The sequence below is a fragment of the Nocardioides rubriscoriae genome (assembly GCF_008087085.1).
Lineage (GTDB): Bacteria > Actinomycetota > Actinomycetes > Propionibacteriales > Nocardioidaceae > Nocardioides > Nocardioides rubriscoriae.
In genome coordinates, this window is sequence record NZ_VIYJ01000013.1 from 17,725 (window position 1) to 38,701 (window position 20,977).

Below are 20,977 nucleotides of genomic sequence, written 5' to 3' on the forward strand. Positions count from 1 at the left end.
CCTCCCACCCGCCGCTGGCCCCACGGCGGGGCGCGGCGCGGGCCGCGACCTGGTGGGGGAAGGCCTGGGTGCGCGCCGTCGAGGAGGCGGCGTACGCCGAGGGCGACCTGCGCCGGGCCCGCACCCTGGCCCGGGGCGGCCACGTCGGCGGCATCTCGGTCACCGGCGGCCGAATGGTCGCGGCGGTCGCCGACGGCCTAGGAGGCGGCGGTCGCGACCACGGGCTCTTCACCGTCGACTGCCGGCTGCCCGTGCTCGACGACCAGGGCCGCGCGGCGCTGGTCGAGGTGGTGGCCGCCGAGGCCGGCCGCATCGGCTCGCTGCTCGCGGGCGACCTGCCGCACTCGTTGGTCGAGCACGCCGACGAGGCCGGCGTCGAGCTGCTGCCCTACGGCACCGAGCTCGAGGCCACCTGCACCTGCGTCGGCTGGCTCGACCCCTGCCCCCACGCCCTCGCGTTGCTCTCGCAGGTCGCGTGGCTGGTCGACGCCGACCCGCTGGTGCTGCTCCACCTGCGGGGCCTGCCGCGCGACGACCTGCTGGCGCGGCTCCACGCCCGTACCGTCTCGATCGCCGAACCCGACGACGACCTCGAGGCCGCCGCGCTCGACACCGCGGCCGACGCTGCGGCGCGCGCGGCCCGTCTGCTCGAGGTCATCGACGCCGACGACGTCGCTCCGATCGACCACCTGCTCTGACCGGTCACCCGGTGCGACCTCGGCAACCGCGGTGCTCCGGTCCGCGGTAGTCCCTGACGAAAATCACGGAAATCGGGCCCGGATCCGTGATCTTCGTCAGGGACTATCCCCACGACCGGTCCGTCGACCCGGGCGGTCCGCCGCCCCGAGGGCACGCACCGCCATCACGGTAAGGAGCTCGCGCATCGCCTCGGGGGGCAGTTTGCCGCTGTGGGGTGTGGAGTTGATGAGCCCGAACGCCGCGTGGGCGCACGCGCGTGCCGCGTCGAGCCCGAGGGTGGCGTCGAGCAGCCGCAGCTGGGTGGCCCACAGGTCGACGTACTCGCGCTGGAGGCGGCGCACTTCCTCGCGCGCGTCACCGGGCAGCGAGGACCAGTCGCGGTCCTGCACGACGATCAGGGCCTTGTGGTGCAGGGCGAAGTCGACGTGCCAGTCGACCAGGGCCGTCACCGCGGCCGGGGCGTCGGGCGCCGTCGCGACGCGCTCGCGGCCGACCGCGAGCAGCTGCTCGCTGATCGAGACCAGCATCTCGGCGAGCACGGCGTCCTTGGACGCGAAGTGCTTGTAGAGCGCCGGTCCCGAGATGCCGCACGCGGTGCCGAGCTCGGCGACCGAGACGCCGTGGAAGCCGCGTGCCGCGAACAGCTCGGCGGCGGTCGCGAGGATCTGCTCGCGGCGGCTCGTCAGGCCCGGGGTCGCGGTCACCGGCCCAGGTTAGCGATCGCTAACGTGTCGCCGGGGCCGTCTCGACAAGCTCTGCCTCGGCCAGCGGGTCGTAGCGGGTGCCGGGCAGCGCGAGCAGCGCGCCGGCGGCCGCGACCAGGCACAGCACGCCGATGACGATGCACCCGGCCGACAGGCCGTCGAGGAACGCCGCGTCGACCGCGTCGGTCACCCCGGGCACCCGCGCGGCCAGCGCGTCGGCGTAGCCCACCGACTCCTGGGCCTGCGCCAGGGACGAGGGGTCGACCCGGCCGTCGAGGAGCGAGGCCAGCGAGTCGCCGTACAGGGAGGCGAACAGCGAGCCGACCACCGCGACGCCCAGGGTGCCCCCGAGCTCGCGGGTCGCGTCGTTGACGGCCGAGCCGACCCCGGCTCGGGCGGGAGGCAGCACCTGCAGGATCGACTCGGTCGCGGGGGTGCTGACCAGGCCGAGGCCCAGGCCCATGAGCACCATCTGCGGCACGATCGTGGTGGGGTAGGAGACGTCGACGTCGAGGAACGAGATCCACAGGAACGCCGAGCCCAGCAGGGTCAGCCCGGTGGTGACGACGGCCTTGGTGCCGAGGCGCGGGGCGAGCTGGCCGCCGGCCACCGAGGCGACCGCGATCGAGGTCGCGACCGGGAGGATGCGCAGGCCGGTGCCGAGCGCGGAGTAGTCGCGCACGAACTGGAAGAACTGGGTGATCAGGAAGATGAACCCGAACAGCGCGAAGAACGCGACGGTCACCGAGGCGGACGCGGCGCTGAAGCGGCGGTCGAGGAAGAGGGTGACGTCGAGCATCGGGTGCTCGACGGAGCGCTCGACGAGGACGAAGACGACGACCAGCACGGCGGCCACGGCGAACCCGGTCAGCGTCGTGGCGCTGGACCAGCCGTGGGCGGGCGCCTCGATGATCGTCCAGGTGAGGGTGCCGAGCGCGGCGATCGAGACCAGGAGACCGGTCCGGTCCAGCGGGGGTACGCCGGGGTCGCGCGACTCGGGGACGAAGGCCAGCGTCATCGCGATGGCGACCAGGCCGACCGGCACCAGGGCCCAGAAGACGCTGTGCCACGAGAAGTGCTCGAGCAGGAAGCCGCCGGTGATCGGGCCGAGCGCCACGCCCATGCCGACCGCGGCGCCCCAGATGCCGAGGGCGGCGGCGCGCTCACGCCGCTCGGGGAAGGCGCTGGCGATGATCGACAGCGTCGTGGGGAAGATCAGCGCCGCGCTGACCCCCATCAGGAACCGCAGGGCGATCAGGGCCTCGACGCTGCCGACCAGGGCCGCCACGCCGCTGCTCGCGGCGAACGCCGCCAGGCCGACGACCAGCGAGGGTCGGCGTCCGAACCGGTCGGACAGGCTGCCCATCGCCAGCACCAGGGCGGCGAAGGCGAGGTTGTAGCCGTCGACGACCCAGAGCAGGTCGCGGGTGCCGGCGTCGAGCTCGCGGGCCAGGCTCGGCAGGGCGACGTTGACGATCGTGGTGTCGAGGTTGATCGTCAGCGCCGCGAGGCAGACGGTGGCGAGGATCAGCGGCTTGCGCGCCATGGGAACTCCTGCGGTCAATGTTGATGCTGTCAACATGAAGCATGCGGGCTCATGTGGACGCTGTCAACATTTAGCCGTGGATCGACTAGGGTCGACCTCATGACCGCGTCGGCGCGCTACCACCACGGACACCTCCGTGAGGCCCTCGCCGACGCCGCCGTGGAGGCCGTGCGCGAGCACGGCCCCGACGGGCTCGCCGTCCGCGACCTGGCCCGACGGGTCGGGGTCTCCCACAACGCGGCCTACCGCCACTTCGCCGACCGCGACGCCCTGGTCGACGTCGTCGCCGAGCGGGCGATGGCCGGGCTGATGGGCGCGATGGAACGCCGGCTGGCCGCGGTCGAGGCAGCGGAGGCGGACGACCCGGTCGACCCGGTGCACCGCGCGCGGCGTCGCCTCAGCGAGGTGGGGGCGGGCTACGTCGACTTCGCGGTCGCCGAGCCGGGCCTGTTCCGACTGCTCTTCACGGCCTATCCCGAGGTGCCCGACAAGGACCTCGGCAAGGGCACGGAGGTGGGCGACCCCTTCACGGTGCTCAACCTCGCGCTCGACGACCTCGTCGCGGTGGGCTACCTCGACCCGGTCGTGCGCGAGGGCGCCGAGATCACCTGCTGGTCGGCGGTGCACGGCTTCGCGGTGCTCAACGTCGAGGGCCCCCTGCGTGGCCTGGCCGCCGCCGACCGCGAGGCCGCGCTGCAGGCGCTGCTCGCGCACATCGACGGGGCGCTCGGCACCCGCCCCGGTGGCGGCCCGCGCCGTGGACGCCGAGGTTAACGATCGCTAACCTGACCTCGTGCCCGATCTCAGAGAGCTCGTCGACGACCTGCACGAGCGGCTGGCCGTCGTACGCCGGGGCGGCAGCGAGGCCGCCCGCACCAAGCACACCGACCGCGGCAAGCTGCTGGTGCGCGACCGCGTCGACCGGCTGCTCGACCCCGGCAGCCCGTTCCTCGAGCTGAGCCCGCTGGCCGCCACCGACATGTACGGCGGCGGCGTGCCCAGCGCCGGCGTCGTCACCGGGATCGGCCGCGTCCACGGGCGCGAGGTCGTCGTGGTGGCCAACGACGCGACGGTCAAGGGCGGCACCTACTACCCGATGACGGTCAAGAAGCACCTGCGTGCGCAGGCGGTCGCGGCCGACAACCACCTGCCGTGCGTCTACCTCGTCGACTCCGGCGGTGCGTTCCTGCCGCTGCAGGACGAGGTCTTCCCCGACCGCGAGCACTTCGGCCGGATCTTCTTCAACCAGGCCAACCTGTCGGCGACCGGCATCCCTCAGATCGCCTCGGTGATGGGGTCGTGCACCGCCGGCGGCGCCTACGTGCCGGCGATGAGCGACGAGACGGTCATCGTCAAGGAGCAGGGCACGATCTTCCTCGGCGGCCCGCCGCTGGTGAAGGCCGCGACCGGCGAGGTCGTCACGGCCGAGGAGCTCGGCGGCGGCGACGTCCACGCCCGCAGGTCGGGCGTGGTCGACCACCTCGCCGACGACGACGCCCACGCGCTGGCCATCGTGCGCGGCATCGTCGACACCCTCCCGCGCTCCGCACCGGCGCCGTGGGAGGTCCGCGAGCCCGAGGAGCCCGCGCTCGACCCCGCCACCCTCTACGACGTCGTGCCCGCCGACACCCGCACGCCGTACGACGTGCGCGAGGTGATCCGGCGCATCGTCGACGGCAGCCGCTTCCACGAGTTCAAGCACCTCTACGCCGAGACGCTGGTGACCGGCTTCGCCCACGTGTGGGGCCACCCGGTCGGCATCGTGGCCAACAACGGCATCCTCTTCAGCGAGTCGGCGCGCAAGGGCGCGCACTTCATCGAGCTGTGCAACCAGCGCGGCATCCCGCTGGTCTTCCTGCAGAACATCACCGGCTTCATGGTCGGCCGCGAGTACGAGAACGCCGGCATCGCCCGCGACGGCGCCAAGCTCGTCACCGCCGTCGCCTGCTCGGTGGTGCCCAAGTTCACCGTCGTCATCGGCGGCTCCTTCGGCGCCGGCAACTACGGCATGTGCGGGCGCGCCTACGACCCGCGCTTCTTGTGGATGTGGCCCAACGCGCGCATCTCGGTGATGGGCGGCGAGCAGGCCGCGTCCGTGCTCGCGACCGTCGCCGGCAAGCCCGACGACGAGGACTTCAAGGCCCCGATCCGCGAGCAGTACGAGACCCAGGGCTCGCCTTACTACGCCACCGCGCGGCTGTGGGACGACGGCGTCATCGACCCCGTCGACACCCGACGGGTGCTCGGCATGGGCCTCGCGGCCGCCGCCCACGCGCCGCTGGCCGCGCCCTCCTACGGCGTCTGGAGGATGTGATGCGGACCCTGCTCATCGCCAACCGCGGCGAGATCGCCCTGCGCGTGATGCGTACGGCGTCGCGCCTGGGCCTGCGCACCGTCGCGGTCTTCACCGACCTCGACGCCACCGCCCCCCACGTGCGTGCCGCCGACACGGCCGTCCGCGTGCCGTCGTACCTCGACATCGACGCCGTCGTCGCGGCCGCGGTCTCCTCGGGCGCCGACGCCGTCCACCCCGGCTACGGCTTCCTGTCCGAGCGGTCGGCCTTCGCCGCGGCCCTCGAGGCCGCCGGCGTCACCCTCGTCGGACCGTCGGCGGTCGTGATGGACCAGATGGGCCGCAAGGACGCCGCCCGCGAGATCGCCGTCGCCGCCGGCGTCCCCGTCGTGCCGACCGGCGACGACGCTCCCTTCCCGGTGCTCGTCAAGGCGGCGGCCGGCGGTGGCGGCAAGGGGATGCGCATCGTGCGCTCGGCCGCCGAGATGGACGAGGCGGTCGCGGCCGCCAAGCGCGAGGCGCTGTCGGCCTTCGGTGACGACACGATGCTCGTCGAGAAGTACGTCGAGCACGGCCGTCACATCGAGGTCCAGGTGATCGGCGACCACCACGGCACCGTGCTGCACCTCTTCGAGCGCGACTGCTCGACCCAGCGCCGCCACCAGAAGGTGCTCGAGGAGGCGCCGGCCCCCACGATCGACGCCGCCACCCGCGCCCGGATCACGCAGGCGGCCGTCGACCTGGCCGCCCACGTCGGCTACGTCAACGCCGGCACCGTCGAGTTCCTGCTGGACGCCGAGACCGGCGAGTTCTACTTCCTGGAGATGAACACCCGCCTGCAGGTCGAGCACCCGGTCACCGAGGCGGTGACGGGGCTCGACCTCGTCGAGCTGCAGCTGCGCGTCGCCGCCGGCGAGCCCCTCGGGCTCACCCAGAGCGACGTCACCCTGACCGGGCACGCCATCGAGGCCCGGGTCTACGCCGAGGACTCCTTCGGCGGGTTCCTGCCCCAGGCCGGCACGGCGTCCATCGTGCGCTGGCCGTCGGGCCCGGCCGTGCGCGTCGACCACGCGCTCGAGCCCGACCAGGTCGTCAGCACGTCGTACGACCCGATGCTCGGCAAGGTGATCGCCCACGGCCCCGACCGCGAGAGCGCCCGGCACGCGCTGGTCGCCGCGCTCGACGCGACCGCGATCCTCGGGCTCACCACCAACGCCGGCTTCCTACGCGCGCTGGTGGCCTCCGACGAGTTCCGCGACACCACGATCGACACCGCCTGGCTCGACACCGCGGTCGTCACCCCGCCCGACGACACCGTGCCGCGGGCGCTGGTCGCGTGGGTCTCGGCGCTCCTCACGTCGCTGGACCGCGGTCACGCGTTCGGCTCCGACGGGTTCCGGCTGGGTGCCCCGCCCGCGCCGACCCTGGTCGAGCTCGACCGCGACGTCTACGTCGACCGCTACGCCGGCACCGTCGACGGCGTGCCGTTCCGTCAGCTCAGCGCGGCCGACCACGTGGTCGAGGCCGTCGTCGGCGACCAGACCGTGCGGGCCGTCGTCAACGTGCAGCGTGACGTGCTCGAGGTCGCCTGGCACGGCCAACGCTTCGTCTTCACCCCGACCGACCGGCTCGCCGGCGTCGTCCAGGTCGGTGACGGCACGCTCGTGGCGCCGATGCCCGGCACCGTCCTCGAGGTGCGGGTCGCCGAGGGCGACGTCGTCGAGGAGGGCCAGGTGCTCGGCACGATGGAGGCGATGAAGATGGAGCTGTCGCTCAAGGCTCCCTTCGCCGGCACCGTCGTCGAGGTCGACGCGGTCGCCGGCACCCAGGTGCCGATCGACGCGCCGCTGTTCGTGGTCGAGGCCGCCGAGGTGTCGGCGTGAGCGCGCTGCCGATGGTCGTCCCCGAGCCGGGCCTGCCGACCGCCGTCACGATCTACGAGGTCGGCGCCCGCGACGGCCTGCAGAACGAGAAGGCCCTCGTGCCCGTCGAGGTCAAGGAGCAGTTCGTGCGCCGCCTCCTCGCCGCCGGCCTGCCCGTCGTCGAGGCCACGTCCTTCGTCCACCCGACGTGGGTGCCCCAGCTCGCCGACGCCGCCGAGCTGATGTCGCGGCTCGGCGCCGACGGGGTCGACCTGCCGGTGCTGGTGCCCAACGAGCGCGGCCTCGACCGGGCCCTCGAGCTCGGGCTGCGCCACGTCGCGATCTTCGGCTCGGCGACCGAGACCTTCGCGCGCAAGAACCTCAACCGCTCCTACGACGAGCAGTTCGCGATGTTCGAGCCCACCGTCGCCCGGGCGCTGGCGTCGGGGATGGACGTGCGGGCCTACGTGTCGATGTGCTTCGGCGACCCCTGGGAGGGCGCCGTGCCGCTCGACCAGGTCGTGCGCGCGGGCGTGCGCCTGCTCGAGATGGGCGCGAGCCAGCTGAGCCTCGGCGACACCATCGGGGTGGCGACCGCCGGGCACGTGACGGCGCTGGTCGCCGCCCTCGTCGACGCCGGCGTCGGGGTCGACCGGCTGGCCCTGCACTTCCACGACACCTACGGCCAGGCGCTGAGCAACGTGCAGGCCGGCCTGCGCGCCGGCGTGACGACGTACGACGCGAGCGCGGGCGGCCTCGGCGGCTGCCCCTACGCCGAGTCGGCCACCGGCAACCTCGCCACCGAGGACCTCGTCTGGTTACTCACCGGCCTCGGCATCGACCACGGCGTCTCGCTCGACGCGCTGGTCGCCACCAGCACCTGGATGGCCGGCCACCTCGGCCGCCCCAGCCCCAGCGCCGTCGTCCGCGCCCTCGGCCACGGTGGTTGAGGAGGTTGCGCTAGCAACCGTCACGAAACCACACCACCGCAGCCGCCTACTCAGCCCCCGCGAACCCCTGCTGCCGCCACGCCTCGTAGGTCACGACCGCCGCCGAGTTCGACAGGTTCAACGACCGCCGCCCACCGACCATCGGGATCCGCAACCGGTCGGTGACCCGGGGATGACCCAGCGCCTCGTCCGGCAGCCCGGTCGGCTCCGGTCCGAACAGCAGCACGTCGCCCGCCTCGAACTCGACCTCGCTGAACCACCGCGTGGCGTGGGCAGTGAAGGCGAACACCCGCGACGACACGAGCGCCTCGCTCTCCAGCGCGGCGTCGATGTCGGGGTGCACGACCACCGACGCCAGGTCGTGATAGTCCAGCCCCGCCCGCTTGAGCTTGGGCTCCGACAGGTCGAAGCCGAGCGGCTCGACCAGGTGCAGGGTCGCCCCCGTCGCGGCCACCATCCGGATCGCGTTGCCGGTGTTGGGCGGGATGCGGGGCTCGAGGAACATCACGTGGAACACGGGCCCAGCCTCTCGCACGGTCCGGACTCGGCCAGGGACGGGAGACGAGCCACGTGGGTGGGCCGGTACGCCCGAACCTGCCGAGAGTCGGGTACGCACCCACACGACGCCGGTCGAGACGTTGCCAACCCGCGTGTCCGCCTTGGCAGCGCTGGCTGAGGTGGTTTCGAAGCTCGGCCGCGGGCGGCCTCGCACCTCAACCAGCGGGGGGCCTCGAGAATCACGATCCACGTGCCGCAGCGTGCGCGGCCGCGACCGCCGCTCACCTCGTGGTGACGGTCTTGACCCTGAAGTCGTCGAACGTGGCGTCGGCTCCCTGCCCGAACAGGCGCTCGCTGAGCGGGATGCTGACGGCCAGCTCGGGGGCCTCGGGGTGCTGGAACGGGAACGCGTCCAGCAGGCTGAACAGGCCGTGGCCGATCACCAGGCTGTCGATCTGGTCGCCGAGCACCTCGCCCGCGCCCAGGGACGGGTAGATGCCGGTGTAGTCCTGTCCCTGGACGTCGAGCGGCACCCCGACGTCCTCGACGTGCGCCACCGGTCGGCCGTCGAAGGAGTAGTCGGCCGTGCCGCCGTCGGCGCGGCTGTACCGGATCGTCACCTCGTGGGGTCCGGACGAGGCCGGGATCTCCCGGATGATCTGGGTGTACGCCTGGTCGAGGCCGACGTACTCGGGAGAGTCGGGGTCGGTGGTGTTGCCGGTGACGGTGGAGGGCAGCCGCTCGATGAGCGCGAAGGCGGTGCTGCCGGAGACGAACCAGTCGAAGAGCTGGCCGGTGGAGAAGTCGATGACGTTCATGACGGCGCCGGCTTGCTGACCCTCGAGGGTCGCGGCGGCATAGGGAGCGCCGCTCAGCGTGTAGGTCCCGTGGACGACCCGGCCCGGCTCCGTGCCCGGTGTGACCGCTCGGATGGTCGAGCCGAACTCCACCGATCCCCGCGCCGGCACCGGCCAGGACTTGGTGCTGACCGCGATGTACTTCAGGTGGTCGAAGACGCTGAAGTCCGCTGCCTGCGTGAACGGGACGGCCGAGACGTGGAAGCTGTTGCCTGCGAAGGAGCGCGTGTCGTCGTTGGCCATCTCGCCCGGGCCGTAGATGGTGGCCCACTTCGCGGCGTAGTCGGCCAGGGTGTAGCCGCCCGGCTTCTGGAAGGAGTCGTAGACCTCGACGGTGGTGTGCTTGTCGGGAGGCTTGTCGGCGATGGCGTTCGTCGGTGCGGCCAGGACCGCGGCGGGGACCGCGAGCACCGCGATCGCGGCGGCGAGCAGGCGGGTGGGGCGGGTCGAGACGTTCATGAGGTGGTCCTCCCAGGACGGTGTGAAGGCATTCGACTATTCCGAGGTGCCGCCCCACGGGCCATGACCCGTTCGGGCCACCGCCACCCGGGCCGAAAGTCCTCCCCGCCCTGCGGTCCCGGGCAGGATGAGGGGATGACCGGGGTCAAGGCGTTGCTCCGCGCCGTGGCCCTCGGCGCGCTCGCCACGAGTCTGTGGGGCTGCGCCGTCCCGGCGACCAGCCAGCCCGCACCGCCCCCGGTCGACGGCCCCCGGCGTCCCGGATCGGCCCTCGACGTCCTGGGCGCCCTGACGGTCCGGGGGCGGGGCCCCATGACCGGGTACTCCCGCGAGGCGTTCGGCCCCGCCTGGCTCGACGCCAACCGCAACGGCTGCGACGAGCGCAACGACACCCTGACCCGAGACCTGCAGGACCTGACCGAGAAGAACTGCCGGGTGCTCACCGGCACCCTGCTCGATCCCTACACCGCACAGCAGATCCCCTACGTCTACGGCGACGGCACGCTGGTCGACGTCGACCACGTCGTGTCGCTCGGCAACGCCTGGGCCAGCGGCGCCGCGAGCTGGCCGATCCGTCGTCGCGCCGCCCTCGCCACGGACCCGATGAACCTGCTGGCCGTCGATGCCTCCGCCAACCGGCAGAAGGGCGACGGGGACGCCGCGACCTGGCTGCCACCGAACAAGGCGTACCGCTGCGCCTACGTCGCCAGGCAGGTCGCGGTGAAGGCAAAGTTCGACCTGTCGGTCACCTCGGCGGAGAAGGAGGCGATCACCCGGGTGCTGCGCGGCTGCCCGGACCAGCCGCTCCCCGCGGACTCGGGGGCTGCGCTGGAGGTGAGCAACAACATCACCGAGCCGCCGGAGACTGACCCGACGCCGGGCGCGTACGCCGACTGCGACGCTGCTCGCGCAGCCGGCGCAGCACCCCTTCGCCGCGGCGACCCGGGCTACAGCGCGAGTCTCGACGGGGACGGTGACGGGTCAGCCTGCGAGTAGACCCCCTCGCAACCGGCCTGCGGGTGCTGTCGGTCGCGGCCGGCGTCAGACCGTCCGGGCCCAGACGGCGTACAGCGGGTCGCGGCCCCAGCGGTGCTGGGCTGCGACAGGTCGAACCCCAACGGCTCGACCAGGTGCAGGGTCGCCCCCGTTGCCGCCACCCCCCGGATCGCGTTTGCGGTGTTGGGCGGGATGCGGGGCTCGAGGAACATCACGTGGAACACGCCCGCAGCATCTTGCGCCGTCCGGCGGTCGCCTTGTCAGCATCGGTGGACCGGGTTAGCGTGCTGAGTCCGAGGCCGTGACGACGCTCACAGCCGAAGAGCAGGAAGCCGAGGCCCCGTCCCTGACGGACCTCGAGAGAGAATGTGTTCGTCTTGCAGATCGGGATGCTACGACGCACGATCGCCGACCCTGTCGGTGTTGTCCTGCCTGTCCTCGTCGGGCCGGGTCGGTTGATCCCGTCCGAGCCTCGTCGGGGTGCACCTCGAGCACGTCTGCCTGGCGCGGTCTCACGCGGCCAAGACGGCCGGTGATCCTCGACCCCTCCCTGTTCGCGCACCCCCAACCGCAAGGGAAAGGACTGTCATGTCTGGAAATCGTGTCGTCGTCTACAAGGGGCCTGGCGAGGTCGAGGTCGAGTCGATCGACTACCCCAAGCTCGAACTCCCCCAGGACGTGGTGAACGGGCTCGGTCTGAAGAAGAACGCGCCGCACGCGGCGATCCTCAAGCTGGTCACCACCAACATCTGCGGCAGCGACCAGCACATGGTGCGAGGCCGGACCACAGCACCGGTCGGGCAGACCCTGGGCCACGAGATCACTGGCGAGGTCGTCGAGGTCGGTGACGACGTCCTGTTCGTCAAGGAGGGCGACATCTGCTCGGTCCCGTTCAACATCGCCTGCGGCCGGTGCCGGATGTGCAACGAGGGCAAGACCGGCATCTGCCTCAACGTCAACCCGGCCCGGGCAGGCGCGGCCTACGGCTACGTCGACATGGGCGGCTGGATCGGCGGCCAGGCGGAGTACGTCATGGTGCCGTTCGCCGACTTCAACCTCCTGAAGTTCCCCGACCGGGACCAGGCGCTCGAGAAGATCCTCGACCTCACGATGCTCTCCGACATCTTCCCCACCGGCTACCACGGTGCGGCCACGGCCGGCGTCACCAGCGGCTCCACGGTGTACGTCGCCGGGGCCGGCCCGGTGGGTCTCGCCGCGGCGTACTCCGCCCAGCTCCTGGGGGCAGCGGCGGTGATCGTGGGCGACATGAACCCGGACCGGTTGCGCCAGGCCGAGAGCTTCGGGTGCGAGACCGTCGACCTGAGCTCGGGCAACGACCTGGTCGACATGATCGAGCAGATCCTCGGCGAGCCCGAGGTGGACGCCGCCGTCGACGCCGTCGGGTTCGAGGCCCGCGGGCACGGAGCCGACGCCGACGAGGCCCCGGCGACGGTGCTCAACGACATCATGTCGATCTCGCGCGCCGGAGCGTCACTGGGCATCCCGGGTCTCTACGTCACCGGCGACCCGGGCGGCATCGACGACAACGCCAAGGTCGGCCAGATCGGGGTACGCCTCGGACTCGGCTGGGCCAAGTCGCACTCGTTCACGACGGGTCAGTGTCCGGTCAAGAAGTACAACCGGCAGCTGATGAACATGATCCTCAATGACAAGGCCCACATCGCCAAGGCCGTCAACGCCACGACGATCAGCCTCGACGAGGCAGCAGACGCCTACCAGCAGTTCGACAAGGGTGTCGCCATGAAGTACGTGATCGACCCGCACGGGATGGTTGCCTAGCCACGGGCCGGGTGCGGATGGGTCGTCGCTCAGCGCGACGACCTGTCCGCTCCCGGGTGGTGTGTGCGCCCTATCGCTGCGAATCGGCGCAGCAGACCAGCGCCGTCTGCCGATAGTCAGCATTTCGTGCTGACGTGGTGGCGGGCCTACGCAGCGCCCCCCACATTCACCGTTCGTCGGACAGCCGCCCAGCCTCGCCGTACCTTCACGCCATGACCCCTCTCAAGGACTTCCCCGGCACCCTCATCGCCGTCTTTACGCTGTTCATCGCCCGCGCCAAGTGGATCGCGGAGACGAACCGGCAGCTCGGTGCTGGCGGCGCTGGCTTCATGTTTGCCTGGTTCTTCTCACCGTTCGCCAACTACGGCGTAGTGGATCGCATGAACAACGCCCTTGCCGCTGCTGGGTCTGGCCACCGCGAGTCGCCCATCCTCTGCTTCCTGCTCAACGGCTGGCCGTTCTTCGGTGCCAAGAAGCGGATGAAGCGCGGCACACACGCCCTCAACAACGCGTGGGCGGTGCGTCAGCAGGCTGCTGGAGTGGCCAACCATGCGCCCTACATGCCGTCGACGCCGGAGACCCCGCCCGCGACCGTCTGATCGATTGGCGCCTCGCCCCGTGGTTGCTTCGACCGCGGGGCGGGACGCGGCGTCTCATGCGGGTCCCGCGCTACTCCGCCGCGTATGCGCTTTGATGCCCGTGGCGGCCAGATCAGCCGCAGAGGGCTTCGAGCATGTGGTCGAGCTCGTCGTCTGGGACTGACCGTGCGAGTAGGCGCCGCCAGCGGACGGTTGCTGTCGTTCGCGGCCGGTGTCAGACCGTCCGGGCCCAGGCGGCGTACAACGGGTCGCTGCCCCACCGACGCCGGGTGCGCAGGGCGGTCGTCACGCCTGCGAAGCCGGCGCGCTCCAGGTACTCCCGCACGATCGCGACGCGCCCGTCCTCGTCGGCGGCCAGCCACCCACGGATCGCCTTGGTCGGGAAGCACCGGTTGCTGAAGGTGAGCACCACGACGCCACCGGGGCGCAGCGCGCGCGCCGCCTCGCGCAGCACCTCGACGGGGTGGATGAGGTAGTCGATCGACACGCAGCACGTCACCGCGTCGAACGACGCCGCGTCGAACGGCAGGAGCGGGTCGACGTTGAGGTCGTGCACGACGACCTGGTCGGCGAGGGGGTTGGCCTGCAGCTCGACGGCGTTCATGCCCAGCGCGACGAGGCCGCCGCTCGGCTTCCTGGACAGGTGCGAGACCCACGACGACATCAGGTCCAGGACGCGACCGTCCGGCACGCCCAGCTCGTCGTACAGCTCGGTGACCGCCGCGATCGCGCCGTCGTCGATGTGGGTGACCAGCCGCGTCGGGACGTAGAACACGGCGTCGTCGGAGGGGTCCTGCCGGTCGAAGAAACCTGGGGGCCAGCCGTCGTCGGTCATGCCTGCATCCTGCCCAAGGCAACAAGCGCCGCGGTCCGCTCGCGCCACCCCGCTGCGCGGGTTCGTCCTCGGTGGGCCATAGTGAGGGCGCCGGGCTCGACAGAGGCTGGCTTCGCGGACGTGGTGTAGTTGCAGCACGCTTCCCTTCCAGGGAAGGGGTCGAGGTTCAAATCCTCGCGTCCGCTCCACCTCGTTCGACGGACCCGTCACGCGCACAGCCGTACGGTGAACCTGTGGCCCACCCACGGATGTTCGACGACGACGACCCGGTCCTGGGTCGGCTCCGCGAGGTCGCGCTGGCGCTGCCCGACGCGGCCGAGAAGGTGTCGCACGGGAGCCCGGCGTTCTTCACCACGAAGGTCTTCGCCTACTACGGCGGCTCGGTGAAGGTCGGCGCCGGCTACGAGCGCCACGGCCAGTCGCTGCTCGTGCTGGCCGACCCGGCCGAGCGCCCCGCGCTGCTCGGCGACGACCGCTTCTTCCACCCGATGTACCTCGGTCCGTCCGGCTGGGTCGGGCTCGACCTCGACGCCGGCACCGACTGGGGCGAGGTCCGCGAGCTCGTGGAGACCTCCTACCGGCTCACCGCCGGCGTACGCCGTGTCCGCCGGCTCGACGAGGGGACGGCCCGGTGACGCGGTCATCCCGGGGACCGGGGCGTGGGGTCCTCCTCGCTGCTGGTCCGGCCTGCGAGGTAGTCGTGGAGCACCGAGGTCCGTAGCCCGCTGAGTCGGCTCACCTGCTCGTTGCTGCCGCAGGTGAGCAGCGCGATCTCGATCCAGTCGTCCCGGAACGCCGTCACGCGCCAGTGCCCGCCGGACCGCTCCCACCGGGTGAGGACCTCGACGAGGCCACCGGGCGGACCCGACTCGGGGCGCCCGTGGCCCTCTCCGTGCGTCGTCACGTCCGTCCTGCCTCGGACGGGGCCGACGTGGTGTCGAGCACCATCCAGTCGCCCTCCGCGGCCTCGTGGGCGGCGTCGTTGAAGGCACGCAGGGCCGCCACGGCGGCGCGTGCCTCGTCGGCGGAGAGGTTTGCCAGGACGGCGCGGACCTCCGCGCGCCGGTGCGCGTGGACCGCTCGCAGCACAGCGCGCCCGTCGTCGGTGACCGAGATCCGGACCGAGCGGGCGTCGGTGGTCGACCGTTGGCGTGCCACCAGGGCCAGGCGCTGCAGACGGTCGCAGACCCGGCTGGCGTTGGAGGCGTTGACGCCGAGCTCCTCGGCCAGCTCGGACACCGTCTGCTCGCCCCGCGACGACAGCAGGACCAGCACCCGGTGCTGCATCAGCGTCACGTCCACAGGTGAGGCATTGACCGAGCGGATGGCGAGGGCGACCAGGGCGCGGGAGGCCGTGAGGAACTCGTCGACCACGGGGTCCAGGGAGGGGTCGTGGTCGACGTCGGGCGGGGTGTCCTGGTCGTGGTGCTCGGCTGCCACTTGTCCCGACCTCTCGTCCGTGGTTTCGTTGCGTAAGCGCAACGTTGCGCTACCGCAAACAATACACGACGCTCGGAGGCAGCCAGGTGAACGACAGGATCGCGGACATCCACGGAGAGCTGACGCCGCACGCCCGCGGCACGGTCTGGCCGGCTCGCGTCGACCTCCACCTCGAGGACGGCCTCGCGGAGGACGACGTCGACCGGTGGGTGCAGTCGGCGTGCCTGCTGTGCAGCAACGGGTGCGGGTGCGACATCGCGGTCAAGGACGGCCGCATGGTCGGCGTCCGCGGCCGGGCGACCGATGTGGTCAACCACGGCCGGCTCGGCCCCAAGGGCCTCTACGGCAGCACGGCGTGGTCCCGCTCGTCGGACCGCCTGACCCGCCCCCTGGTGCGGGAGGGGGGCCGGCTGGTGGAGTCGGACTGGGACACGGCCATGGGCCGCGTGGTGGAGGTCTCGCGACGGCTGCTGGCCGACAAGGGCCCGCTGTCGCACGGCTTCTACACCAGCGGCCAGCTGTTCCTCGAGGAGTACTACACCCAGGCCGTCATCGGGAAGGCCGGCATCGGGACGCCCCACATGGACGGCAACACCCGGCTGTGCACCGCCACCAGCGCGGCCGCCTTCAAGGAGTCCTTCGGCGCCGACGGCCAGCCGGGGTCCTACACCGACATCGAGCACTGCGACGCGATCTTCCTCTTCGGCCACAACATGGCCGAGACGCAGACGGTGCTGTGGACCAGGATCCTGGACCGTACCCGTGGCGAGGACCCGCCCCGGATCGTGTGCGTCGACCCGCGTCGCACGCTGGTCGCGCGCGAGGCGGAGGCGACCGGTGGCGTCCACCTCGCCCCGCGCGTCGGCACCAACATGGCCCTGATGAACGGTCTGACCCGCGAGCTGTTCGTCCACGGCTGGGTCGACGAGGCCTGGGTCGACGAGCACACCATCGGCGTGGACGACCTGCGCGCGGTCGTCGAGCCCTACACCCCCGACCACGTCGCCGACGTCTGCGGCCTCGACGCCGACGACCTGCGGCGCGCCGCACGCATCTTCGGGGAGAGCACCGCTGTGCTCTCCACGGTCCTGCAGGGCTTCTACCAGTCCCACCAGGCCACCGCGGCGTCGGTCGCGGTCCACAACCTGCACCTCCTGCGGGGGATGATCGGCCGGCCGGGCGCCGGCGTCCTGCAGATGAACGGACAGCCCACCGCGCAGAACAACCGCGAGTGCGGGGCCGACGGAGACTTCCCGGGCTTCCGCAACTGGGACAACCCCCGCCACGTCGAGGAGCTCGCCACGGCGTGGAACGTCGACGCGATGACGATCCCGCACTGGGCGCCACCTACCCACGCGATGCAGATCTTCCGCTACGTCGAGACGGGTGCGATCGAGCTGTTGTGGATCTCGGCGACCAACCCGGCGGTCTCGATGCCCCAGTCTGCCCGCATCCGCGAGGTCCTGTCCGCGGACACGTGCTTCGTGGTGGTCCAGGACCTCTTCCTCACCGAGACCGCCGAGCTTGCCGACGTCGTCCTGCCCGCCGCGGGATGGGGCGAGAAGACCGGCTGCTTCACCAACGTCAACCGCACCGTGCACCTGTCCGAGAAGGCCGTCGAGCCCCCCGGCGAGGCGCGCAGCGACCTCGACATCTTCGTGGCGTACGCCGACGCGATGGGCTTCACCGACAAGGACGGCAACCCCCTCATCTCCTGGCGCACCCCGCAGGAGGCCTTCGACGCCTGGCGTGCGGTGACCGCCGGCCGGCCGGTCGACTACACCGGTCTCAGCTACGACACGCTGCGCGGCCCCACCGGCATCCCCTGGCCCGTCAACGACGAGCACCCCGAGGGCACCGACCGCCTCTACGCCGACGGCGTCTTCCCCACCGACACCGACTACTGCGAGACCTACGGCCACGACCTGCTCACCGGCGGCGCCGTCACCGAGTCCGAGCACCGCGCCCTCGCACCGGCGGGGCGCGCCTTCCTCAAAGCAGCGCCTTACACGCCGCCGCACGAGGAACCCTCCGAGGACTACCCGCTGCGCTACACGACCGGGCGCACGGCGTACCAGTTCCACACCCGTACCAAGACCGGTCGGTCGCGGTCGTTGGACGCCGCGGCCCCCGACGCCTGGGTCGAGCTCTCCGTGCCCGACGCCGCCCGGCTCGGCATCGACGAGGGCGACCGGGTGCGCGTCGAGTCGCCTCGCGGCGCGATCGAGGTCCGCGCCCGGGTCGGCCAGGTCATGGAGGGGGCGGTGTTCGCGCCGTTCCACTACGGGCACTACGACCCCTCGGGCGGCACGCCCGACGCCGACCACCGGCTCGCCAACGAGCTCACGATGACGGTGTGGGACCCGGTCTCCAAGCAGCCGTACTTCAAGACCGCCGCCTGCCGCGTCGTCAAGGTGCGCGACGGCGACGGGCCCGCCCCGGCGCCCACCACGACCGCGTCGGCACCGGCAACGACGCAGGGCCGTCGATCCGTGCCCGCGACCTCCGGCGGTGCCCCGACCAGCAGCCGGGTCCTCGACGAGACCCCGGACTACCCCCTCGACCCCAGCCGGGACCCGGGGACGCCGACCGCGACCAGGAGGCCGTGATGCCCCACCTCAGCACCTACGTCGGCCTGGCCGACCACAGCGAGAAGACGCTCGCCGAGTCGCTGCGCGCCGTCGCCGACGGGCACGCCGCCGAGGTCGACGTCTTCCACACCTGCCACCTGCTCGCCGGGTGGAGCGACGAGCACCGGCACCTGCTGGCGCCGGTCGTCGCCCGCTACGGCGAGGACGACGTCGAGGAGCCCGAACGGCTCCACGCCGACGGGCTCGCCGAGGTCCGCTCCGGCCCGGTCGGGCTGCTGCGCGACCTGCAGGACCTCCACGTGCTGGCCACGCTGGTCCAGACGACCTGGACGGTGGTGGCCCAGGGCGCCCAGGGCCTGCGCGACCACGAGCTGCTGCAGGTCGCGACCACGTCCAACGCCGAGACGACACGCCAGCTGACCTGGTTGAACACCCGCATGAAGGCGGCCGCACCCCAGGCGTTGATCGTCGATCCCTGACCCGGTCCCGCACGGTCGGCCCGGCCTTCCGACGCGCCTGCACCCGGTCCGGCAGGCTGGGACCGCCGGCGTACGACGCGTCCGCCGGCTCGACGAGGGGACGACCAGATGATCGCCATCACCGAGGACCAGCGCGAGCTCGCCACGATCGCGGCCGACCTGCTCGCCCGACGCGGCGCCCGGGCCGCCGGGCGGGCCCTGCTGGACGCCGAGGCCGAGCCGCTCCCGGCCTGGTGGGACGAGATCTGCGGCCTCGGGTGGCCCGGGCTCCACCTCGCGGAGGACGTCGGAGGGTCCGGCGCGTCGCTGCTCGACCTGGCGGTCGTCGTCGAGCAGCACGGCCGCGCGATCGCGCCGGGGCCGTTCGTGCCGACGGTGGCGGCGAGCGCCGCGCTGGCCGCGACGCGTCCCGACCACCCCGCGCTCCCCGGCCTCGCCGCCGGTACGACGATCGGTGCGCTCGGCCTGGGCGGCTCGGTCCGCGTGGAGGGCGGCCGGGCGACCGGCACGGCCGGGCTGGTGCTCGGCGGCGGGCTTGCCGACCTGCTCGTGCTGCGCGCGGGCGACGACCTCGTCGTCGTCGAGGCGACGGCCGACGGTGTCGAGGTCGCCCGCCCCCAGAACCTCGACCGCGGCCGCCGGTCGGCACGCGTCACCCTCACCGACGCCCCGGTCGACGTCGTCCCCGGCGGCGCGACCACCGCCCGCGACCTGTTCCGGACCCTCCTGGCCGCCGAGGCCGCGGGGCTGGCGCGCACCGCGACCGAGGAGGCGGCGGCGTACGCCAAGCAGCGCCAGCAGTTCGGTCGGCCGATCGCGATGTTCCAGGCGGTCAAGCACCACTGCGCCGACATGGCAGCCGCCACCGAGCTCACCACGGCGGCCGCCTGGGACGCCGCCCGCGCGGCCGGGTCGGGCGGCGACCAGTTGCGCTACGCCGCCGCCGTCGCGGCGACCGTCGCCGCACCCGCCGCCGACCTTTGCGCCAACCTGATGACCCAGGTGCACGGCGGCATCGCGATCACCTGGGAGCACGACGCCCACCTGGTGCAGCGGCGCGCGACCACGCTGGCCCACTACCTCGGTGCTCCCGTCGCCGCGGACGACCTCTGCGCCGCCGTCCGCGACAAGGTCGTGCGGGCGCGTGGGGTCGAGCTGCCGCCCGGCGCGGAGGCGGTCCGTGACGAGGTCCGGGCGTTCGTCGCGACCCTCGTCGGCCTGAGCGCCGACGAGCAGCGCGACCGCATGCTCGAGACCGGGTACGCCGTCGCGCACTGGCCCCGGCCGTGGGGCCGCGCGGCCGGCCCGGTCGAGCAGCTGGTCATCGAGCAGGAGTTCGCCGAGGCGGGGGTCACGCGGCCGGCGTACGGCATCACGGCGTGGAACATCCTCACCCTGGTCCAGTACGCGACGCCCGAGCAGACCGAGCGGTGGGTCGGGCCGGCGCTGCGGCAGGAGACCGAGTGGTGCCAGCTCTTCAGCGAGCCCGCGGCCGGCTCCGACGCGGCCGGCATCACCACCCGGGCCGTGCGCACCGACGGTGGCTGGGTGGTCAACGGGCAGAAGGTGTGGACCTCGGGCGCCCACCGGGCGGCGTACGGCTTCGCCACGGTGCGCACCGACCCCGACGCCCCCAAGCACCAGGGCATCACGATGGTGGTGATCGACATGTCGGCGCCCGGGGTCGAGGTGCGGCCGCTCAAGCAGGCCTCGGGGGCCTCGGACTTCAACGAGGTGTTCCTGACCGACGTGTTCGTGCCCGACGACGACGTGGTCGGCGAGGTCGACCACGGGTGGACCGTCGCCCGCGCGACCCTCGGCAACGAGAGCGTGAGCATCGGCGGCAGCGCGTCCAACCTGTCGTTCCCGTCGGAGATGCTGCTCGCGGCGTACGACGCCCACCCCGAGCGCCTGGTCGGCGGGACCGCGCGGGTGGGTCGCTACATGGCCGACCTGCAGGCCATCGGGCTGCTCGGCCTGCGCAGCGCCCAGCGCTCGGTCGAGGGCGCCGAGCCCGGCCCGGAGGGGGCGATCACCAAGCTGGCGCTCTCGGAGGCCGGTCACGACGCCGCGGCGATCCTCGCCGAGCTGGCCGGCGACGACGTCGTGCTCACCGAGGGCGACGGCGCGATGTCGAGCATGCTGGTGCTGATGCACCGGGCGATCTCGATCGCGGGTGGCACCTCCGAGATCAAGCGCAACCAGATCGGTGAACGGATCCTCGGCCTGCCGCGCGACCCGCTGCTGGGCTGACCCCACGACCCCACGGTGGTCTCGCACCTCGACCACCATCACCACGGTGGTTGAGGTGCGAGCGCAGCGAGCCTCGAAACCACACGAGGTGCGGCTCAGGTCCCGTAGTCGCTGCG

Annotated in this window: 19 protein-coding genes and 1 tRNA gene; 13 read left to right on the plus strand and 7 right to left on the minus strand. The window is 72.4% G+C overall.

The genetic code is table 11. From position 1 onward, the window contains the following. Window positions 1-68: 68 nt before the first annotated feature. A complete protein-coding gene (locus FZC61_RS20630; protein WP_148616070.1) occupies window positions 69-698 on the plus strand; it encodes an SWIM zinc finger family protein in 630 nt (209 codons plus the stop codon). Window positions 699-794: 96 nt separating this feature from the next. On the opposite strand, the gene FZC61_RS20635 is transcribed toward FZC61_RS20630, so the two are convergent. Next, window positions 795-1,403, minus strand: coding sequence for an SACE_7040 family transcriptional regulator (locus tag FZC61_RS20635; RefSeq protein WP_148616071.1), 609 nt, complete (start codon window positions 1,401-1,403; stop codon window positions 795-797). A 19-nt stretch (window positions 1,404-1,422) separates the two neighbouring features. Further along, window positions 1,423-2,949 (minus strand): MFS transporter, encoded by a 1,527-nt coding sequence (locus tag FZC61_RS20640; RefSeq protein ID WP_148616072.1) that lies wholly within the window; start codon window positions 2,947-2,949, stop codon window positions 1,423-1,425. 99 nt (window positions 2,950-3,048) lie between these two features. Between FZC61_RS20640 and FZC61_RS20645 the strand changes: the two genes are divergently transcribed. From FZC61_RS20645 to FZC61_RS20660, 4 genes are read left to right on the plus strand one after another with little or no spacing between them, the layout of a single operon-like run. Continuing rightward, a complete protein-coding gene (locus FZC61_RS20645; RefSeq protein WP_148616073.1) occupies window positions 3,049-3,723 on the plus strand; it encodes a TetR/AcrR family transcriptional regulator in 675 nt (224 codons plus the stop codon). A gap of 19 nt (window positions 3,724-3,742) precedes the next feature. Then, window positions 3,743-5,263: an acyl-CoA carboxylase subunit beta gene (locus tag FZC61_RS20650; protein ID WP_148616074.1), complete on the plus strand. Its 1,521-nt coding sequence runs from the start codon at window positions 3,743-3,745 to the stop codon at window positions 5,261-5,263. Then, window positions 5,263-7,125 (plus strand): acetyl/propionyl/methylcrotonyl-CoA carboxylase subunit alpha, encoded by a 1,863-nt coding sequence (locus FZC61_RS20655; RefSeq protein ID WP_148616075.1) that lies wholly within the window; start codon window positions 5,263-5,265, stop codon window positions 7,123-7,125. Before FZC61_RS20650 ends, FZC61_RS20655 begins: the two co-directional genes overlap by 1 nt. After that, on the plus strand, window positions 7,122-8,054 hold the full coding sequence (locus FZC61_RS20660) for a hydroxymethylglutaryl-CoA lyase (RefSeq protein ID WP_246142829.1): 933 nt from the start codon (window positions 7,122-7,124) through the stop codon (window positions 8,052-8,054). The genes FZC61_RS20655 and FZC61_RS20660 overlap by 4 nt, the downstream gene beginning before the upstream one ends. A 46-nt stretch (window positions 8,055-8,100) precedes the next feature. Here the strand turns inward: FZC61_RS20660 and FZC61_RS20665 are convergent, their stop codons facing one another. Both FZC61_RS20665 and FZC61_RS20670 read right to left on the minus strand, forming a co-directional pair. After that, entirely contained in the window at window positions 8,101-8,571 is a 471-nt protein-coding gene (locus FZC61_RS20665; RefSeq protein ID WP_148616076.1) for a tRNA (cytidine(34)-2'-O)-methyltransferase, read from the minus strand. Between the two features lie 262 nt (window positions 8,572-8,833). Continuing rightward, window positions 8,834-9,868 carry a DUF6081 family protein gene (locus FZC61_RS20670; RefSeq protein ID WP_148616077.1) on the minus strand — a complete coding sequence of 345 codons (1,035 nt, stop codon included), beginning with the start codon at window positions 9,866-9,868 and terminating at the stop codon, window positions 8,834-8,836. Between the two features lie 135 nt (window positions 9,869-10,003). On the opposite strand from FZC61_RS20670, the gene FZC61_RS20675 reads away from it, so the two are divergent. The 3 genes from FZC61_RS20675 (at window position 10,004) to FZC61_RS20690 (ending at window position 13,263) form a co-directional block, all read left to right on the plus strand. Beyond that, window positions 10,004-10,864 (plus strand): GmrSD restriction endonuclease domain-containing protein, encoded by an 861-nt coding sequence (locus FZC61_RS20675; RefSeq protein ID WP_148616078.1) that lies wholly within the window; start codon window positions 10,004-10,006, stop codon window positions 10,862-10,864. Between the two features lie 588 nt (window positions 10,865-11,452). Further along, window positions 11,453-12,664, plus strand: a complete 1,212-nt coding sequence (gene fdhA / locus FZC61_RS20685; protein ID WP_148616079.1) for a formaldehyde dehydrogenase, glutathione-independent — start codon at window positions 11,453-11,455, stop codon at window positions 12,662-12,664. A gap of 212 nt (window positions 12,665-12,876) precedes the next feature. After that, window positions 12,877-13,263 (plus strand): hypothetical protein, encoded by a 387-nt coding sequence (locus tag FZC61_RS20690; RefSeq protein ID WP_148616080.1) that lies wholly within the window; start codon window positions 12,877-12,879, stop codon window positions 13,261-13,263. Between the two features lie 214 nt (window positions 13,264-13,477). On the opposite strand, the gene FZC61_RS20695 is transcribed toward FZC61_RS20690, so the two are convergent. Further along, window positions 13,478-14,098, minus strand: a complete 621-nt coding sequence (locus FZC61_RS20695) for a class I SAM-dependent methyltransferase (RefSeq protein WP_148616081.1) — start codon at window positions 14,096-14,098, stop codon at window positions 13,478-13,480. Window positions 14,099-14,212: 114 nt separating this feature from the next. On the opposite strand from FZC61_RS20695, the gene FZC61_RS20700 reads away from it, so the two are divergent. Beyond that, window positions 14,213-14,286: transfer RNA gene (locus FZC61_RS20700), tRNA-Gly, on the plus strand. Window positions 14,287-14,331: 45 nt separating this feature from the next. After that, entirely contained in the window at window positions 14,332-14,733 is a 402-nt protein-coding gene (locus FZC61_RS20705; protein ID WP_211357369.1) for an MmcQ/YjbR family DNA-binding protein, read from the plus strand. A gap of 5 nt (window positions 14,734-14,738) precedes the next feature. On the opposite strand, the gene FZC61_RS20710 is transcribed toward FZC61_RS20705, so the two are convergent. Next, window positions 14,739-15,002, minus strand: coding sequence for a hypothetical protein (locus FZC61_RS20710; protein WP_148616082.1), 264 nt, complete (start codon window positions 15,000-15,002; stop codon window positions 14,739-14,741). Then, window positions 14,999-15,538, minus strand: a complete 540-nt coding sequence (locus tag FZC61_RS20715) for a MarR family winged helix-turn-helix transcriptional regulator (RefSeq protein ID WP_148616083.1) — start codon at window positions 15,536-15,538, stop codon at window positions 14,999-15,001. The genes FZC61_RS20710 and FZC61_RS20715 overlap by 4 nt, the downstream gene beginning before the upstream one ends. A gap of 86 nt (window positions 15,539-15,624) precedes the next feature. On the opposite strand from FZC61_RS20715, the gene FZC61_RS20720 reads away from it, so the two are divergent. From FZC61_RS20720 to FZC61_RS20730, 3 genes are all read left to right on the plus strand, one after another. Beyond that, entirely contained in the window at window positions 15,625-18,147 is a 2,523-nt protein-coding gene (locus tag FZC61_RS20720; RefSeq protein WP_148616084.1) for a molybdopterin oxidoreductase family protein, read from the plus strand. Next, on the plus strand, window positions 18,147-18,608 hold the full coding sequence (locus FZC61_RS20725) for a hypothetical protein (RefSeq protein WP_148616085.1): 462 nt from the start codon (window positions 18,147-18,149) through the stop codon (window positions 18,606-18,608). The genes FZC61_RS20720 and FZC61_RS20725 overlap by 1 nt, the downstream gene beginning before the upstream one ends. A gap of 108 nt (window positions 18,609-18,716) precedes the next feature. After that, window positions 18,717-20,861, plus strand: coding sequence for an acyl-CoA dehydrogenase family protein (locus FZC61_RS20730; protein ID WP_148616086.1), 2,145 nt, complete (start codon window positions 18,717-18,719; stop codon window positions 20,859-20,861). Window positions 20,862-20,977 lie beyond the last annotated feature (116 nt).

What these genes read in the sequence shown, in the direction of transcription:
- FZC61_RS20670 (WP_148616077.1), bottom strand. Translation starts at nt 9,868, where the DNA reads ATGAACGTCTCGACCCGCCCCACCCGCCTGCTCGCCGCCGCGATCGCG.
- FZC61_RS20655 (WP_148616075.1), top strand. Translation starts at nt 5,263, where the DNA reads ATGCGGACCCTGCTCATCGCCAACCGCGGCGAGATCGCCCTGCGCGTG.
- FZC61_RS20690 (WP_148616080.1), top strand. Translation starts at nt 12,877, where the DNA reads ATGACCCCTCTCAAGGACTTCCCCGGCACCCTCATCGCCGTCTTTACG.
- FZC61_RS20695 (WP_148616081.1), bottom strand. Translation starts at nt 14,098, where the DNA reads ATGACCGACGACGGCTGGCCCCCAGGTTTCTTCGACCGGCAGGACCCC.
- FZC61_RS20725 (WP_148616085.1), top strand. Translation starts at nt 18,147, where the DNA reads ATGCCCCACCTCAGCACCTACGTCGGCCTGGCCGACCACAGCGAGAAG.
- FZC61_RS20730 (WP_148616086.1), top strand. Translation starts at nt 18,717, where the DNA reads ATGATCGCCATCACCGAGGACCAGCGCGAGCTCGCCACGATCGCGGCC.
- FZC61_RS20645 (WP_148616073.1), top strand. Translation starts at nt 3,049, where the DNA reads ATGACCGCGTCGGCGCGCTACCACCACGGACACCTCCGTGAGGCCCTC.
- FZC61_RS20640 (WP_148616072.1), bottom strand. Translation starts at nt 2,949, where the DNA reads ATGGCGCGCAAGCCGCTGATCCTCGCCACCGTCTGCCTCGCGGCGCTG.
- FZC61_RS20675 (WP_148616078.1), top strand. Translation starts at nt 10,004, where the DNA reads ATGACCGGGGTCAAGGCGTTGCTCCGCGCCGTGGCCCTCGGCGCGCTC.
- fdhA (WP_148616079.1), top strand. Translation starts at nt 11,453, where the DNA reads ATGTCTGGAAATCGTGTCGTCGTCTACAAGGGGCCTGGCGAGGTCGAG.